Origin of the sequence: Corynebacterium sp. MSK310, from assembly GCF_030227355.1 — a bacterium.
In the GTDB taxonomy this organism is placed as follows: Bacteria; Actinomycetota; Actinomycetes; order Mycobacteriales; family Mycobacteriaceae; genus Corynebacterium; species Corynebacterium rhinophilum.
In genome coordinates this window covers 285489-302086 of the sequence record NZ_JASPFZ010000001.1, presented here as the reverse complement: position 1 = coordinate 302086, position 16598 = coordinate 285489, and the positions used below count along the sequence as shown (strand labels likewise).

The following is a 16598-nucleotide window of genomic DNA, read 5'->3' as shown; positions in this document are numbered from 1 at the left end:
TCTACCTTTCTGACTGCGGCCTACGGCCTATTCAGCCGGTTGCTCCGAGGCGGCATCGCCGTTGCCGGCACCTGCTCCTTCGCCCTCGCGCTGCGAGTCGAGGACGCCGGAGCGGATGGCATCATCCACGCGGTCCAGGTGCTCATCGTAGGTATCAGAGAACACGGTGGTGCCGTCCTTATCCACGGTGACGAAGAACTTCCAGCTACCATCGGCCGGTTCTTCCATGGCGCGGATTGCCTCATCAGAAGGCGAGGAAATCGGCGTATCCGGCAGGCCTTCCTTGGCGTAGGTATTCCACGGCGTCTTTTCCGCACGAGCCTCATCGGTGGTGGCAAGCTCAACGTCTTCCAGCCCGTAGTTCACGGTGGAGTCGAACTCTAGGCGCATGGGCTCGTCAAGGCGGTTCAGGATGACGCGAGCGACCTTGTCGAATTCGCCGGCAGGCGCCTCACGCTCAACCAAGGACGCAGAGGTCAAAAGCTCGTACGGCGACAGGCCGATGGCCTTGGCGCGATTTTCGATATCGGTTTCCTCATAGCGCTTGGCAGAGCGGGTAATGAGGTCCTTCAAGATATCCTTGGCGCTCATATTCGGGTCCAGGACGTACTGACCAGGGGCAATCAGGCCCTCAATACGCTTCGGGTCATTGCCGCGCTTTTTAATCGCGTCAAGTGCCCATTCGGGTGCGCCGAGCTCCTTAGGATCAGTTTCTGCCGCCGCCTTTTCCAGTTCTTCCTTGTCCAGGCAATTGCCGTCATCGCAGCTGACCTGGGAGATCAAAGAGTAGATACCAAAGCGCACGTCACCGCCGACGACCTTCACGTCCTCCAGGGTGGCACCGCCTTGGACCTCAAGCATGTCCACACGGTTGTTTTCATCGAGCAATGCCTCTACCGCATTCGCCGCGCTCATTTCTTCCTGCAGGCGGTAGAAGCCAGGCTGAATCTGGCTGGCGCTGTGGTTCATCGACGCCGCGGAGTCGAATGCCTCTTGGGTCTTGACCACATTCTTATCCACGAGCGTGGGGCCCAGCTCGGACATAGACGACCCTTCGGGGACCTCCACCAATTGCGTGGTGCCGTTACCGGCCCCTTCGTAGTCGGCCGAAGAAGTGCCGATGCGTACTCCGATGTAGATCAGAGCTCCTAAAATGACGATGACGGATGCGACCACCACGGCGATGCCGCGCTGGCGCCGCTTGACGTACTTATCATCCATCGATCGCCCGAGGCGTTGTTGGTTACGGCTCACGTGTTTAGTCTCCTGAGTTTGAAGGCTGGGCTACTGCATCATCCGAGCGGAGCGCGTTAGCACGCCCATCCAGCCAGGACTGTAGTATTTCCACCGCTGCAGCTTGGTCAATGATTTTTCTGCCCTTCTTTTCGGACACGCCGGACGCGCGCAGCGCGGTGGTTGCCGCTACCGTCGTCAAACGTTCATCAGCCAAGCGTACTGGTGGTGGAACTTTATCTATATTTTCATCTTGATTCAAGCGGCGTCGAATCCGAAACGCAATTTCTTTCGCGTGTTTTACACTTTTTGACCCATTTCCTTGTAAATCACGCGGCAAACCAACAATGACTTCTACCGCGGAATATGCCTCAATAAGCTCCAGAATTCGATCAATGTCTTCTTGATCGCGGTCTTTGAAACCGGTCTTCCTGGGAACGGTTTCCACAGGGGTAGCGAGGGTGGCCTCCCGGTTGGATACCGCAACGCCAATTCGCACTGTGCCTACGTCGAGTGCTAACCGGCGGCCCTCGCCTGGGTCACCTACTCCCGGGGAATCTGGTTCAACTTTTGCCACAATAAGTCCTTAGCGCGACTGCAAAAGATCCTTGACGGCCTCGAAGCCCCGCTGCGCACCTTCCGGCGCGGTGCCGGAGCCCTGCGCCATGTCCGGCTTGCCGCCGCCGCGACCGTTGACGTATTCGCCGAGGCGCTTGACGATGTCCCCAGCTTTCACGCCCTCGTCCACCGCCTTGGCCGTAGCGGCCGCAATGAACGGGAACTTACCCTTATCCACTGCACCGAGCACGATGACAGCGGCCGTATCCTTCATGCGGTTGCGGATATCGGTGGCCACGGTGCGCAGGTCGCCGCCCGAGGTGCCATCGGGAAGCTGCAGCGCAATGGTCTTGATCCCATTGACCTCGGTAGCCGAGTCGATGAATTCAGAGGCGCGCGCGGTCAGTTGCGCCTTGCGCAGGACCTCGATTTCCTTCTCAGCGGCCTTGAGCCTCTCCGAAAGCTGCGAAATGCGCTCTGGGAGCTCCTCCGACTGCACCTTCAGCTCGCGAGAAACGCCTTCTACCAGCGCAGTTTCCTTGGAGTAGTACCGGAAGGCATCCATGCCGGAGTAAGCCTCAATGCGGCGGGCACCGGAGCCAACCGAGGACTCACCGAGCACGGAAACGGGACCGATCTCTGCCGAGGAACCAACGTGGGTGCCGCCGCAGAGCTCGATGGAAAATGGCCCGCCGATTTCCACCACGCGCACCTGGTTTCCGTAGTTTTCACCGAACAGGGCCATAGCACCCATCGCCTTAGCCTCTTCCAGTGAGGTCTCGATGGTGTTGACGGCCATATTGGAGTCGATCGCCTGGTTAGTAATCAGGGCGATTTCTTCCATTTGCTCTTTGCTCAACTGCTCGGTGTAGTTGAAGTCGAAGCGCAGGTAGCCCGGACGGTTAAGGGAGCCTGCCTGCACGGCAGTGGGTCCCAGCACCTGCCGCAGGGCTGCGTGAATGAGGTGGGTGGCCGAGTGCGCCTGGGTCGCACCGTGGCGCCACTTCTCATCTACGGAAGCCTCAACAGACATGCCAAGATCGAGCCCACCGGCGGTAACGGAAGCCTTGTGTACCCACAGCTTCTTGCCAATCTTCTGGACGTCATTGACCTCCAGAAGGGATTCGCCCGCAGAAATGCGGCCGCGGTCAGCCATCTGTCCGCCGGACTCAGCGTAGAGCGGCGAGTGGTCCAAAATAACCTCAACCTCATCGCCCTCGTGCACCTCGTTGACCTTCTGGCCATCTTTGACCAGGCCGATGACGTTCGCCCCCGAGACCAGTTCCTCATAACCGGTGAATACGGTGGGATTATTATCCACCCAGTCGCGGTACAAGGAGAGGTCGGTGTGGCCGTGCTTCTTGGCCTGGTTATCGGCCTTGGCGCGGCGGCGCTGCTCGCCCATGGCGGCATTAAAGCCTTCCATGTCCACGTCAAGGCCGGCTTCCTGCGCCATTTCCAGGGTGAGGTCAATGGGGAACCCATAGGTATCGTGCAGCTCAAAAGCCTTATCACCGGAAAGCACCTTTTGGGTCTTCGCGCGGTGGGTAGAGCGCAGGTCATCCACGGCTTCATCGAAAAGCTTGGTGCCAGATTCCAGCGTCTTCAAAAACGCCTTTTCCTCATTGATGGCCACGCGGAGGATGCGCTCGCGGTTATCCGCAATCTCAGGATAAGACGGGGTCATGGTATCCATGACCGTATTCATGAAGCGCTCCATGGTGGCGCCCTCGGCTCCGAGCAGCTTTGCGGAGCGAATGATGCGGCGCAACAGGCGGCGCAAGATATAGCCCCTGCCCTCATTACCTGGGGTAACGCCATCCAAGATGAGCATCATGCCGGTGCGCGAGTGGTCAGCCACCACGCGGAAGCGGATATTATCCTGCTGCGTTGCCTTCTCGCCGTAGGTGGCGCCGGTAAGCTCCTCAGCAACGTCAATAACCGGGCGGAGCAGGTCGGTTTCGTAGACGTTGTCTACTCCCTGCAACAGGCAAGCGACGCGCTCGATGCCCAAGCCGGTATCGATGTTTTTCTTCGGCAGTTCGCCGACGATCTCAAAATCGCCCTTTCCGGTTCCCTCGCCGCGCTCATTTTGCATGAACACGAGGTTCCAGATCTCCATATAGCGGTTATCGTCCGCAATCGGGCCGCCGTCCTTGCCGTATTCGGGCCCGCGATCGTAATAGATTTCCGAGCAGGGCCCACACGGACCCGGCACGCCCATGGACCAGTAGTTATCTTCCATGCCAAGGCGCTGGATGCGCTCTTCTGGCACGCCGATCTTATCGCGCCAGATTTCCGCTGCCTCATCGTCATCGAGGTACACGGTGACCCACAGGCGCTCCGGGTCAAGGCCAAACCCGCCGTCGGCTACGTCTTTGGTCAACAGGTTCCATGCATTGGAAATGGCGCCTTCCTTGAAGTACTGACCAAAGGAGAAGTTACCCGCCATTTGGAAGAAGGTGTTGTGGCGGGTGGTAATGCCAACTTCCTCAATATCCAAGGTGCGCACGCACTTTTGGATGGAGGTAGCAAGCCCTTGCGGAAATGGTGGGGTCTGCTGGCCCAAGAAATAAGGCTTGAAGGGCACCATGCCCGCGTTAACGAAAAGCAGGTTAGGGTCATCCAGGATCAAAGAGGCGCTGGGGACAACCTCGTGACCAGAATTGACGAAGTGCTGGGTAAACCGTTCCCGGATCTCATGAGTCTTCACGAGCAATAATCCTAACTGTCTAAGCTTTTATCTTCCATCAAGAAGCTTTCTAACCCATCCAACTTTACCTACTGGTGGGCAGGCTGTGCCCATCGGTGGGGCCAAAACCGGCCGAACCGGTTCGCACTCAGCGGCGCTTGCCACGAAGTATCCTGCGCAAACGGCCAATATAGTCAAAGATTCGCTTCTCAGCGCCGTGTTCGGTGGGCTCATAATATACGGCGCCCTCGAGCTCATCGGGCAGGTATTGCTGCTCCACTACCCCGCGCGGATCATCGTGGGGATAGGAATACCCCGTCGCATTTCCCAGCCGCTTGGCGCCCTCATAGTGCCCATCGCGCAGGTGCGGCGGCACGTGGCCGACCTTGCCTGCGGCGACATCGGCCTGCGCCTTAGTAATGGCAGCGATAACGGACGGCGATTTCGGCGCCGTCGCCAAGTGAATCGTTGCCTGCGCCAGTGGGATGCGCGCTTCCGGCAAGCCGATCAGTTGCGCCGCCTCTGCGGCAGCAACGGCGACTTGCAAGGCCGTGGGATCAGCCATGCCAATATCTTCTGAGGCGTGAACCATCAGGCGGCGGGCGATAAACCGGGGATCCTCGCCGGCTTCCACCATGCGCGCCAAATAGTGCAGCGCGGCATCGACATCGGAGCCGCGGATGGACTTGATGAACGCGGAAGTCACGTCGTAGTGCTGGTCGCCGTCGCGGTCATAACGCACCACCGCCCGATTCACGTTATCCGTAATCGTGGCCGCAGTGATCTCGCCGCCATCGTCGACTGCTTCCGCGGCCGCTTCGAGGTAGGTCAGGCTGCGCCGAGCGTCACCGCCAGAGAGTACGACGAGCTGGTTTAAGGCCTCATCAGTAATGGTCAAGTCGCGCTCCCCTAGCCCCCGGTCGCTGTCTAGCGCGCGGCGCGCTACGCCCTTGAGATCCTCCTCGCTCAGCGAGTGCAGCTGCAGGAGGAGCGAGCGGGACAGCAACGGCGAGACGACCGAGAAGGATGGGTTTTCGGTCGTCGCTGCAACGAGCAGGACCGTCCGGTTTTCCACCGCTGCCAGCAAGGCGTCCTGCTGGGTTTTGGAGAAGCGGTGCACCTCATCAATAAAAAGCACCGTCCTGCGGCCGTGGATGAGTTCCTGCCGGGCATGGGTAATGACTTCGCGCACCTGCTTCACCCCTGAATCAAGGGCGGAGAGACCAACGAAGTTTTGGCCCATCTGGCTCGCGATGAGCGAGGCAATCGTTGTCTTGCCGGTCCCGGGCGGACCATACAAAATGACCGAGGCCTCGCCGGATCCTTCGACCAGCCGGCGCAGCGGCTTGCCGGAAGCAAGGAGGTGGTCTTGCCCCACGACTTCTTCTAGGGTCTGTGGACGCATGCGCGCGGCCAAGGGCGAACCGGAGTGCGTGGCAAAGAGATTGGCCGTGGGAAAAGACGATGCCGAGCCATCGCTTCCCATGCTGCCGCGCGCATTGGGAGAGGCGCCGAAGAGAGAATCCTGGCTCATGTGGTATTAGCTCCCCAGAAAGATGTAGTGGTTATTCGTCGTGAACGCGGCGGGCAACAAGGTTGCCAAACTCCGCGATAGCCGTACACGGTGCGGTTCCACACTGGGCGGCGTAGCGCGCGAGCGCGTCAAAGGTTTCATAGAGGTCTTGGCGCACCAATAGCTCGTCCTCGTTAAATGGCCCGCTATCCGGCGGGCGCAAGATCGAGCGCTGCGGGTCGTGTACAATCTCTGCGTCCCCGCTAGCAAGGGCAACCAATCCCTCAATTCCCCCAGCGTGCATGGTAGTCACGCTAGACAAGGCCCAACCAATGAGGGAGGCGACGATAAGGCCGTGTAGCTCTTCTTCATCGGCAAAGCGCGGCCATACCTCAGATACTTCGCGCGACCATGCGGCGAGGAATGTATCTGCTTCCTTATCCGTGATTGGTTTAGAAAATAGGAACTGTGGGAAGCCCGCGATAACGCACGCGACGTCAAAGCCCACGTTCCTAAACCCCGCCCATTCATAGTCCAAGAAGTGCAGGCGCTTAGAAACGATGATGTTATCCGGCGAGAGATCGAAGGGAGTAAAGGCCCTATCCTTGCCGGAGGCGAGGGATTCGGCGGCTTGATCGGCCAAGCTGCGAAAACTCTCTGGGGCCTTGAGCCCTGCCTCATCAAGCAGGTTCAGCCCGATACCAATGGAACGATACAAGGACTGATCGCGCACGGATTGGTGATCGGCGTATTCCGGGTTATGCCGCAAGGTGCGATTCAGCAAGGTTTCAAAATCCTGCTCATGATCTGCGGTTCCTACGTGAATATGCCCCAATGCTGTGCCCAATGAACGCAGGATCCGAATGCGATCCTCATCGGAAGATTCCAAAAGCACGTCCGCGAGCGTTTCGGCCTCGCCCAAATCCGTCAATACGATGATGCGACGGTCTAAATCGTGCGCGAGCAGCACCGGCCCTGGGCGCACGTCTTCTGCTAAAGCGGTGGTAAATTGGTAGGCCACGACCTCGCGCAGCATCGCTGCGTCATCAACGCCATAGCCGGTTACTGGATTGTATTTGATAACCACAGAGCGATGCGGCAAAAAGGCGCTAGGAGCAACTTTCGCGCGCAGCACTAAGGCATTGCCGGATCCGCCTAAATCCTCAATATCCGACATTTCTGGCGTGCCACCAAAGCGGCGCGACAACATTTCCGATGCGGCACTGATAACCTCATCGGCCGAAAGCACTGTCTGTGTATCAACCATAGTTCTATCCAGTATGCCCTCCACCACAAAGCGCGGGGGCTACACCCCTTGCCGCACAAGTTTCTGCTGCGGCGAGGGCGCGCGCCCCGCTTGACCTAAAAATGGTGTCGTGATGGCGAGCCTGAGGGGCTAGTTCTCCTGCCCCTTGTTCGCGGCCTTTGCCTCTTCGCCGTTCTTTTTCTTCTCCGGCGTGAAGTCCACGCCGGTTTCCTTGCGCTGTGCGGCAGGGATGGGTGCGGGGGCATCGGTAAGCGGATCCACGCCGCCACCGGACTTCGGGAAGGCAATGACGTCACGGATGGAGTCAAAGCCGCCCAAGAGGGATACGATGCGGTCCCAGCCAAAGGCGATGCCGCCGTGTGGCGGTGCGCCGTAGGAGAAGGCATCGAGCAAGAAGCCGAACTTCTCTTGTGCTTCCTCATCTCCAATGCCCATGACCTCGAAGACGCGCTTTTGCACATCTTCTTGGTGGATACGGATGGAACCGCCACCGATCTCGTTGCCGTTGCAGACGATGTCGTAGGCGTACGCTGTGGCCTCGCCCGGGTTCTCATCGAAGGAATCGATCCACTCCGGCTTCGGCGAGGTGAAGGCGTGGTGCACCGCAGTCCACTTGGAGTGGCCCAAGGCCACGTCGCCGGAAGCGGTGGCATCGGCAGAAGGCTCGAAAAGCGGGGCGTCAACGACCCAAGTAAAGGCCCAGTCGCCTTCCTTGATGAGGTCGAGTTTCTTGGCAATTTCGCCGCGGGCCGCGCCCAACAGCGCGCGGGAAGACTTGGTGTCGCCGGCGGCGAAGAAAATGGCGTCACCGGGCTTTGCGCCCACGTGCTCGGCGATGCCCTCGCGCTCAGCGTCGGTAATGTTCTTGGCCACTGGCCCACCCAGAGTGCCGTCCTCTGCGACGGTGATGTAGGCGAGGCCCTTGGCACCGCGCTGCTTGGCCCAGTCCTGCCATGCATCGAACTGGCGGCGCGGCTGCGAAGCACCGCCGTCCATGACTACGGCACCGACGTATTCGTTCTGGAAGACGCGGAAGGTGGTGTCCTTGAAGAACTCGGTGCACTCAACGATCTTGATATCAAAGCGCAGGTCCGGCTTATCGGAACCGTAGTACTTCATGGCATCGGCATAGGTCATGCGCGGGATTGGGGTCTGAATGTCGTAGCCGATGAGTTTCCACAGCTCTTTGACGATCTCCTCACCAAGCGCGATGACATCGTCTTGATCTACGAAGGACATCTCCACGTCCAGCTGGGTAAATTCCGGCTGGCGGTCTGCGCGGAAGTCCTCATCGCGGTAGCACCGTGCAATCTGGTAGTAGCGCTCCATGCCGGCCACCATCAGCAGCTGCTTGAATAGCTGCGGCGACTGCGGTAGAGCGTACCACGAACCCGGCTTCAGGCGGGCAGGGACCAAAAAGTCGCGCGCACCCTCTGGAGTGGAGCGGGTCAAGGTAGGGGTTTCGATTTCAGCGAAGTCGTGCTTATCCAGCACGTTACGAGCCGCACGGTTGGCAGCAGAGCGCAAGCGCAATGCCTTTGCCTGGCGCTCGCGGCGCAGATCCAAGTAGCGGTACTTCAGACGGGTTTCCTCGCCTACCTCGCCAGAGGCGGAGGGATCATCTACCTGGAAGGGCAGCGCTGCGGATTTATTGAGCACCTCCAGGTCGGTCACGTTGACCTCGATGTCTCCGGAAGGCAGGTTCGGGTTTTCGGAGCCTTCTGGGCGCGGCTCCACCACGCCGGTTACCTTGACGCAGTATTCCGAACGCAGGTCGTGGGCGCGCTCTGCGACATCGGATTCACGGAAGACTACCTGGGCAATACCGGAACGATCGCGCAGGTCAATGAAGATGACGCCACCGTGATCACGGCGACGAGACACCCAACCGGTTAGGGTTACGGTCTCTTCTGCCAGTTCTTTGCGGAGCTCACCGGCCAAATGGGTACGCAGCACTATAATTCAATCCCTTCTAAAATGGAGTTACTTGCGGGTCCAGCCACGCGTAAACAGCGCGCGCCCAACCAAGCACAAGACTAGGAACTTGGCCAATTCTACATCCCACCGCTACTTCCGCTCCTATTAAGCCCAATTAATCCACAGCACACGGTCACGAGCCCAGTGCCACTGCCCGCCCCCGGAAAAGGAGTGCCCGCTGCGCACTGACGACGCTGAAAAGGTGTGGCACTATTTAGTCATGACATTTAAATCTGGTGCCGATTTTGATGGCCAGCGCGCAACCTCCGGCGGTGGCGGTGGCCTCGCAATAGGCGGCGGCGTCGGCTCCGTCGTACTGGTAGGGCTCTACCTCTTATTGGGAGGAAATCCCTCCGATATTGGCGCCCTCCTGGGCAATGAACAGTCACAATCCAGCACCCAATCTGGCACCGATGATTCTGCCTTCGATCACTGCCAAACGGCAGAGGACGGCAATAAATACGATGACTGCCGGGTGATGTTTACCGCCATGAGCGTGGATAACGTGTGGACCGCCGAGCTGCCAGAGCAAGCCGGCATTGAATACACCAACCCTGGCCGGGTGATTTTTAATGGCTCCACCAATTCCGGTTGCGGCACCGCATCTTCAGCCACCGGGCCGTTTTATTGCCCCGCCGATCAATCGGCATACTTCGACACCACGTTTTTTGATTCGCTGAGCAACTACGGTGCACACAATGCCCCGTTCGCGCAAATGTACATTGTCGCCCACGAGTTTGGCCACCACATTCAGCAGCTTGAGGGCACGCTGCAGCTTTCTGACTATAACGACCCCGGCGCGGATTCCAATGCGGTAAAGATCGAGCTCCAGGCAGATTGCTACGCAGGTATTTGGGCTTCTCACGCGGATAAGGGCGAGGATGCTCTGCTTGAGCCGATTTCCCAACAGCAAGTTGCGGATGCGGTCACTGCGGCACAGGCTGTGGGTGACGACAATATCCAGCGCCGTTCCACCGGCCAGGTTCAGCCCGATGCGTGGACGCACGGGTCTTCTGAGCAACGCCAGCAGGCGTTCCTTGCTGGTTATAATTCTGGCCGGATGGCTGAGTGCGACACCTTGGGGCGCGGGGTCTACCGCTAATTCCCCTTCTCCGCTTTACCCAATTGGGAACAATCTCCCCTCCTGCGTTGTTGACATGTCACGTACAATGATTATAAGCAGGAATCAAGGGTAGAAAGGGATATCATGCAATTTGGCATCTTTACGGTCGGAGACGTAACCACCGATCCGACGACGGGCGAAACCCCGTCTGAGGCGGAGCGAATCCGCAATATTACGGAAATCGCGCTCAAGGCAGAAGAAGTGGGTCTCGATGTCTTCGCCACCGGCGAGCACCACAATCCGCCCTTCGTTCCGTCTTCTCCGACGACCCACCTAGCCTACATCGCAGCGCAGACCGAGCGCTTGCAGCTTTCTACCTCCACGACGCTAATTACCACCAATGACCCGGTAAAGATCGCGGAAGATTACGCCTTTTTGCAGCACCTCTCTGGCGGCCGCGTAGACCTGATGATGGGACGCGGCAACACTGGCCCCGTCTACCCGTGGTTTGGCAAAGATATCCGCCAAGGCATCCCGTTGGCCGTGGAAAATTACCACTTGCTGCGCCGCCTGTGGCGGGAGAATAGCGTCAACTGGGAGGGCAAATTCCGCACCCCATTGCAGGCGTTTACCTCTACCCCGGCTCCCCTTGATGGCGTCCCGCCGTTTGTATGGCACGGCTCCATTCGCTCGACGCAGATTGCAGAACAAGCCGCCTATTACGGCGACGGATTCTTCCACAATAATATTTTCTGGAATCAAGAACACACAGCCAAGATGGTCAGCATGTATCGGTGCCGCTTTGCCTCTTATGGCCACGGCCAGGCTGACCAAGCCATCGTGGGGCTCGGCGGCCAGGTATTTATTGGCGATACTGAAGAGGAAGCAAAGAAGTTCTTCCGCCCGTACTTCGATAACGCACCCGTGTACGGGCACGGTCCGAGCCTTGAGGAATTTACCGATTACACCCCGCTGACCGTGGGCACTGCAGAGCAGGTTATTGAGCGCACCCTGAAATTTACGGACTATGTGGGCGATTACCAACGCCAGCTTTTCCTCGTTGATCACGCGGGGCTGCCGCAAGAAGTGGTGCTCAAGCAGATAGAAATTCTTGGCACGCAAGTCGTCCCTGAGCTCCGTCGGCGCTTTGAGCAGCGACGACCAGACCATGTACCCTCAGATCCACCGACGCATGCCACGCTCAAGCAACACCCAGATTCCCCACACTTTCGCGTAAGCCCTGGAAAGGAGGACTAAGCAATGCGATCTTTGGTTGTCCTCACGGCCGGGCTCTCGGAACCATCATCTACCCGGCAATTGGCTGAGACCATTGCAGAAGCCACCGAGGCGAAGATTTCCGCGCGCGGTGAAGGCGTAAACACCCACATTATTGAGGTGCGCACCCTTGCTTCTGAATTGGCCACAGCCATGACCAATTGGGCGGCTCCAACGCCCCAACTGGATGAAGCGAAAGAGCTGCTTTCCACGGCCGATGGCTTTATTGCCGTCACCCCTGCCTTCCAAGGCAGCTACTCCGGGCTGTTCAAGATGTTTTTTGATGTTCTGGATGCCCACGCCTTGGAGGAGCTGCCCACCATCGTGGCAGCTACGGGCGGTTCACCGCGCCACGCGCTCATCTTGGACTATGCGCTGCGCCCCCTATTGAATTACCTGCACGCCCACGTCGTTCCCACCGGCATTTTCCAGGCAACCGAGGATCTGGGCACCGCCGAGGGCGCACGCATTCGCAGCCGCATCGAGCGTGCCGCCACCCAGCTTGCAGATCAGATGATTCGCCCCACGGATCGGGTCGCCGGGCTTGCCGATGCCCCCAAACCCAGCCCCCATTCCCGCCCTACCGGAATCGGAGTGGACGAAGAGTTTCTGCCTTTCGAGGAAATTTTGTCCCAATACGACGGAAAGCACTAGCGCCGCAATACCTATCGCATATTCTAAAATTGATACATGTCACATATTTCTCTACGCTTGAATTTTAGAATGTTCGACCCGAATCCCCGCGCCTGAGAAAATCTCTTTTTCACGCTCTTGGACCGATAACTCTCTTGCTACGAAGAAAGGTTTCTTAAGGCTTTCACCATGACTATTAGCGTTACTGACATTTTCGCCATCGGCATTGGCCCATCCTCCTCTCACACGGTTGGGCCGATGCGCGCCGCGAAGCAATTTCTAGAATCCCTCAATACCCATCCCGCCCGCGTCTCGGCGGAGCTGCGCGGTTCGCTGTCCGCCACTGGGCGCGGCCACGCCTCCGACCGCGCCGTCATCCTAGGACTCGCCGGCTGGGAGCCGCTGACCGTTCCTATCGATGCCGAGCCGCAAGCCGGCGGCACAATCCCCAGCGAAGGCACCATTTCTGGCCCTTCTGGCAGCGTCGACTACGAAATCACCTTTGACAACGAGCCACTGCCCCAGCACCCCAATGGCATGATCTTCCAGGCCTGGGATGCAGATGGCAATATCCTTGCTGAAGATGAACAGTACTTCTCCGTCGGCGGCGGCTTCATCCTCTCCCGCAAAGAGCTCGATGCAGAGGTCGCCGATAGCCACGAAGTGCCCGCCGGCGTTGCCGCAGCAACCGTAGAAGACACCGTGCCATATGAGTTCACCACCGGCGAAGAACTGCTCAACCTCTGCGAGGCCAACGACAAAGATATTTGGGAAATTGTCCTCGCCAATGAGGAAGTACTTCACAAGGACGAAGGTGGCGCGGATTTTGTCCTGCGCCATTTGGACCTCGTATGGGACATCATGCGCGAATGCGTGACCGATGGTATTTCCACCAAGGGCATCTTGCCCGGTGGCCTCCGGGTACCGCGGCGCGCCCCCAAGATGTATGCGCAGCTGCTCGAACAGAAAAATGACCCACACTCTGGCTTCTCCGCCATGGAATGGGTCAATCTCTTCGCCTTAGCGGTCAACGAGCAAAACGCCGCGGGCGGCCGCGTTATTACCGCGCCCACCAACGGCGCCTGCGGCATCATTCCCGCAGTGCTGCACTATGCGCGCGACTTCCATGGTGGCTTCTGCCGTGAATCCGCACGCCGTTACCTGCTCACCGCAGGCGCAATCGGCATGATCATCAAACAGAACGCCTCCATTTCCGGCGCCGAAGTGGGATGCCAGGGCGAAGTCGGCTCCGCCTCATCCATGTCCGCTGCGGGAATGGCAGCACTCCTTGGTGCGACCCCCGCCCAAGTGGAAAATGCGGCAGAGATCGCCCTTGAGCACAACCTCGGCCTTACCTGTGACCCGGTCGGCGGACTAGTGCAGATCCCTTGTATTGAGCGCAACGCCATCGGCGCGGTGAAATCCATTAACGCTGCCCGCATGGCAATGATGGGCGAAGGCACCCACCACGTCACCCTAGATAACGCCGTACAAACCATGGCAGATACAGGCCGCGATATGCTCTCCAAGTACAAGGAGACCTCCCTCGGCGGCTTGGCTAAGACGATGGGCTTTAGCGTTTCCCAGGTGGAGTGCTAATCAGTTTAAAACACACAAAAGGGGGGCACCGAATTTACTCGGTGCCCCCCTTTTTTACTCCTGCGTTTAGCTTTCTAGATCCCGTCCTAAAATGGCAACCAGCTGCGATAGCTCAACATCGCGTTGCTCGTGGGCCGCCAAGTCCTTCACCGCAACGGTACCGTTTTCTAGTTCTTGATCTCCCAGGACCAGAGCAAAGCGCGCGCCAGCGCGGTCAGCGCCCTTCATCGCGCCCTTGAGGCCGCGATCACCAAAGGACATATCCGCCGCGATTCCCGCCTTGCGCAGGTCATTGATGATGCCGGTCATGCGGCGCTTGGCCGCTGTACCCAAGGCAATGCCATAGACATCCACGCGGGAATCACTGCCTTCTAAGGTGATTCCCTCAGCTTCTAGGGCGAGGATGGCGCGGTCAACGCCGAGGCCATAGCCGATGCCCGAGAGATCTTGCCCGCCAAGCTGCGCCATCAGGCCGTCGTAGCGGCCGCCGCCGCCAATACCGGATTGCGCACCCAGGCCATCGTGGACGAATTCAAAGCAAGTCTTGGTGTAGTAGTCCAAGCCGCGCACCATACGGGGGTTGATTTCGTATGCAACGCCCATATCCTCCAGCATGCCGGTTACGGTCTCAAAGTGCTCGCGGCACTCGGCATCGAGGTAATCGAGCATCAAGGGGGCATCGGCAAGCTGCTCCTGCATTTCCGGGCGCTTATCGTCTAAGACACGCAAGGGGTTGATCTCCGCGCGGCGGCGGGTTTCCTCATCAAGGTCCAGCTTGAACAGGAATTCCTGCAGCTTTTCACGGTAGGCGGGCCGACAATTCCGGTCGCCCAAGCTGGTCAATTCCAGGCGGAACCCGCTCAGCCCCAGGGCTCTGTAGGAGCGATCCGCCAGTGCGATGACCTCAGCATCAAGTGCTGGATCGTCAACGCCAATAGCTTCCACGCCAACCTGCTGAAGCTGGCGGTAGCGCCCCGCCTGCGGGCGCTCATAGCGGAAGAACGGCCCACTGTAGTTCAGCTTTACCGGCAGCTGACCGCGATCCAAATTATGTTGGATGACCAAGCGCATAACGCCCGCAGTTCCCTCCGGGCGCAAGGTCACAGAGCGATCGCCGCGATCTGCAAAAGTGTACATCTCTTTGGAGACCACGTCGGTAGATTCGCCCACGCCGCGGGCAAAGAGCGCGGTATCTTCAAAAATGGGCAATTCAATGTGCTGAAAGCCGGAAAGATGCGCCTGTTCCACCATGGTCTGGCGGACCTTATAAAAAGTCGCAGACTCTGGTGGGTAATAATCTGGCACACCCTTCGGTGCGGACAGTGCCTGGAACCGCTTCTCTTCACTCATGGTCACTAGAGTACCCCATGGGATTTTCGCAGGAATGGGTTGGTCGCCCTCTCCTCACGCATGGTCGAGGTTGGGCCGTGGCCGGGAAGAATGTCCAGCTCATCGTCTAAATCCCACACCGGGCCCGCCAAAGAATCAAGCATGGCCTGTGGATTAGAATCCGGAAGATCGACGCGCCCCATTCCCCCGGCAAAAAGTACGTCACCGGTAAGGGCAAAAGTATCCGAAATGATCAATACGCACCCCGGCGAATGCCCAGGGGCGTGATGGAGGGTAAATGTATTCCCGATTAGCTCCAGTTCTTCCCCACCGTGGAGTTCGCGGAGATTAGCAATGGGTACCATGCTCGAGGCTTGGAATAGCTCCTGTACCTGGGCAGAGACGCCCTCCCCAGAATCCAACATGAACCTATCTGCGGGATGAATATAAACGGGGATATCGAGCTTTTGTGCCAAGTCCCCGGCCTCGCGGGTGTGGTCAATGTGCCCGTGCGTGAGCACGATGGCTTCATAGTCATAGTTGTAAGATAGAACCTGTGACATGGAATCCATGCCCGGATCCACGATGAAAGCGCGCTTTCCCTCCGCCACGATATAGGTATTTGTGCGAAATGGGCCTGCAGTAAATCCTTGAACGTCCATGGCTCAAGTCTAACGAGAACCGCCCCTTGAGCACCCCGCACGCATCAGCCTTCTTGATCCAAGGCCGCGCAAGCATGCAAAAAGCACCCAGCCTTCGCGCCCACAACCACGGTGGGTTATGGGGAAAGGCTGGGTGCTGGATTTAAAGATCCTGCCAGCTTAAAGCTTTATTGCAGGGCTGCAAGAGCCTTGTCGTAGTCCGGCTCAGTGGTTACCTCCGGCACCAACTCGTTGTAAATGACCTTGTGGTCAGCGTCGGTGACTACAACGGAGCGTGCCAATAGGCCCTTGAGTGGGGAGCCTTGCAAGGTCACGCCGAACTTCTCGCCAAAATCGGAGCGGAAATCGGAAGCGGTGTCCACATTTTCAATGCCCTCTGCGGCACAGAAACGATCCAGCGCGAAGGGAAGGTCGCGGGAGACAGACAAGACAACGCTGTTGTCTAGGCCCGCAGCCTTCTCGTTAAAGGTGCGCAGCTGCTGCTGGCACACGCCGGTATCGATGGAAGGGAAAATCGAGATAACGAGGCGCTTGCCCTCGAAATCCTTATTGGTGACCTCAGAAAGGTCGGTGCCAACGAGGGTGAACTCTGGGATGGATTCCCCTACTGCGGGAAGTTCACCAGCGGTTTGGGTAGGTTCGTCAGAAAATTTAACTTCAGCCATGGCCCCGAGCGTACTGATACTTTTGCTTCCCCGCTATAGCTCACCGCTTTTTGCTGATGCCAATCCCCGAGCCAAGTCAGCCCCACGTCCGCAAAGCCGCTAAAATCGTCCTAGTTGAGACACGTCACCGAT

13 protein-coding genes are annotated in these 16598 nt (G+C 58.4%); 4 read left to right on the top strand and 9 right to left on the bottom strand.

The genetic code is table 11. The annotated features are described in order from the left end of the window. Positions 1 to 27: 27 nt before the first annotated feature. The 6 genes from mltG to aspS all read right to left on the bottom strand — a co-directional run bounded on the left by mltG (position 28) and on the right by aspS (position 9219). Positions 28 to 1221 carry an endolytic transglycosylase MltG gene (gene mltG / locus QP891_RS01425; RefSeq protein WP_284769807.1) on the bottom strand — a complete coding sequence of 398 codons (1194 nt, stop codon included), beginning with the start codon at positions 1219 to 1221 and terminating at the stop codon, positions 28 to 30. Between the two features lie 37 nt (positions 1222 to 1258). Next, on the bottom strand, positions 1259 to 1810 hold the full coding sequence (gene ruvX / locus QP891_RS01420) for a Holliday junction resolvase RuvX (protein WP_284769727.1): 552 nt from the start codon (positions 1808 to 1810) through the stop codon (positions 1259 to 1261). A gap of 9 nt (positions 1811 to 1819) precedes the next feature. Beyond that, positions 1820 to 4504, bottom strand: coding sequence for an alanine--tRNA ligase (gene alaS / locus QP891_RS01415; RefSeq protein WP_284805814.1), 2685 nt, complete (start codon positions 4502 to 4504; stop codon positions 1820 to 1822). 127 nt (positions 4505 to 4631) lie between these two features. Continuing rightward, positions 4632 to 6017, bottom strand: coding sequence for a replication-associated recombination protein A (locus QP891_RS01410; RefSeq protein WP_284769725.1), 1386 nt, complete (start codon positions 6015 to 6017; stop codon positions 4632 to 4634). A gap of 31 nt (positions 6018 to 6048) precedes the next feature. Beyond that, a complete protein-coding gene (locus tag QP891_RS01405; protein ID WP_284769724.1) occupies positions 6049 to 7263 on the bottom strand; it encodes a phosphotransferase family protein in 1215 nt (404 codons plus the stop codon). A 129-nt stretch (positions 7264 to 7392) separates the two neighbouring features. Beyond that, on the bottom strand, positions 7393 to 9219 hold the full coding sequence (gene aspS, locus QP891_RS01400; RefSeq protein ID WP_284769723.1) for an aspartate--tRNA ligase: 1827 nt from the start codon (positions 9217 to 9219) through the stop codon (positions 7393 to 7395). Between the two features lie 241 nt (positions 9220 to 9460). Here aspS and ypfJ point away from each other — a divergent pair, with 241 nt between their 5' ends. The 4 genes from ypfJ to QP891_RS01380 all read left to right on the top strand — a co-directional run bounded on the left by ypfJ (position 9461) and on the right by QP891_RS01380 (position 13810). Next, entirely contained in the window at positions 9461 to 10342 is an 882-nt protein-coding gene (ypfJ, locus tag QP891_RS01395) for a KPN_02809 family neutral zinc metallopeptidase (RefSeq protein WP_284769722.1), read from the top strand. A gap of 105 nt (positions 10343 to 10447) precedes the next feature. Beyond that, entirely contained in the window at positions 10448 to 11560 is a 1113-nt protein-coding gene (locus QP891_RS01390; protein ID WP_284796082.1) for an LLM class flavin-dependent oxidoreductase, read from the top strand. A 3-nt stretch (positions 11561 to 11563) separates the two neighbouring features. Beyond that, complete coding sequence (locus QP891_RS01385) at positions 11564 to 12232, top strand: FMN reductase (RefSeq protein ID WP_237791858.1); 669 nt, start codon at positions 11564 to 11566, stop codon at positions 12230 to 12232. Positions 12233 to 12400: 168 nt separating this feature from the next. Further along, entirely contained in the window at positions 12401 to 13810 is a 1410-nt protein-coding gene (locus QP891_RS01380; protein WP_284816842.1) for an L-serine ammonia-lyase, read from the top strand. Positions 13811 to 13876: 66 nt separating this feature from the next. Here QP891_RS01380 and hisS read toward each other — a convergent pair whose 3' ends face one another. The 3 genes from hisS to tpx all read right to left on the bottom strand — a co-directional run bounded on the left by hisS (position 13877) and on the right by tpx (position 16466). Beyond that, positions 13877 to 15160 (bottom strand): histidine--tRNA ligase, encoded by a 1284-nt coding sequence (hisS, locus tag QP891_RS01375; RefSeq protein ID WP_284816841.1) that lies wholly within the window; start codon positions 15158 to 15160, stop codon positions 13877 to 13879. A 5-nt stretch (positions 15161 to 15165) separates the two neighbouring features. Beyond that, positions 15166 to 15801, bottom strand: coding sequence for an MBL fold metallo-hydrolase (locus tag QP891_RS01370; RefSeq protein ID WP_284816838.1), 636 nt, complete (start codon positions 15799 to 15801; stop codon positions 15166 to 15168). 167 nt (positions 15802 to 15968) lie between these two features. After that, on the bottom strand, positions 15969 to 16466 hold the full coding sequence (gene tpx, locus QP891_RS01365) for a thiol peroxidase (protein WP_284816836.1): 498 nt from the start codon (positions 16464 to 16466) through the stop codon (positions 15969 to 15971). Positions 16467 to 16598 lie beyond the last annotated feature (132 nt).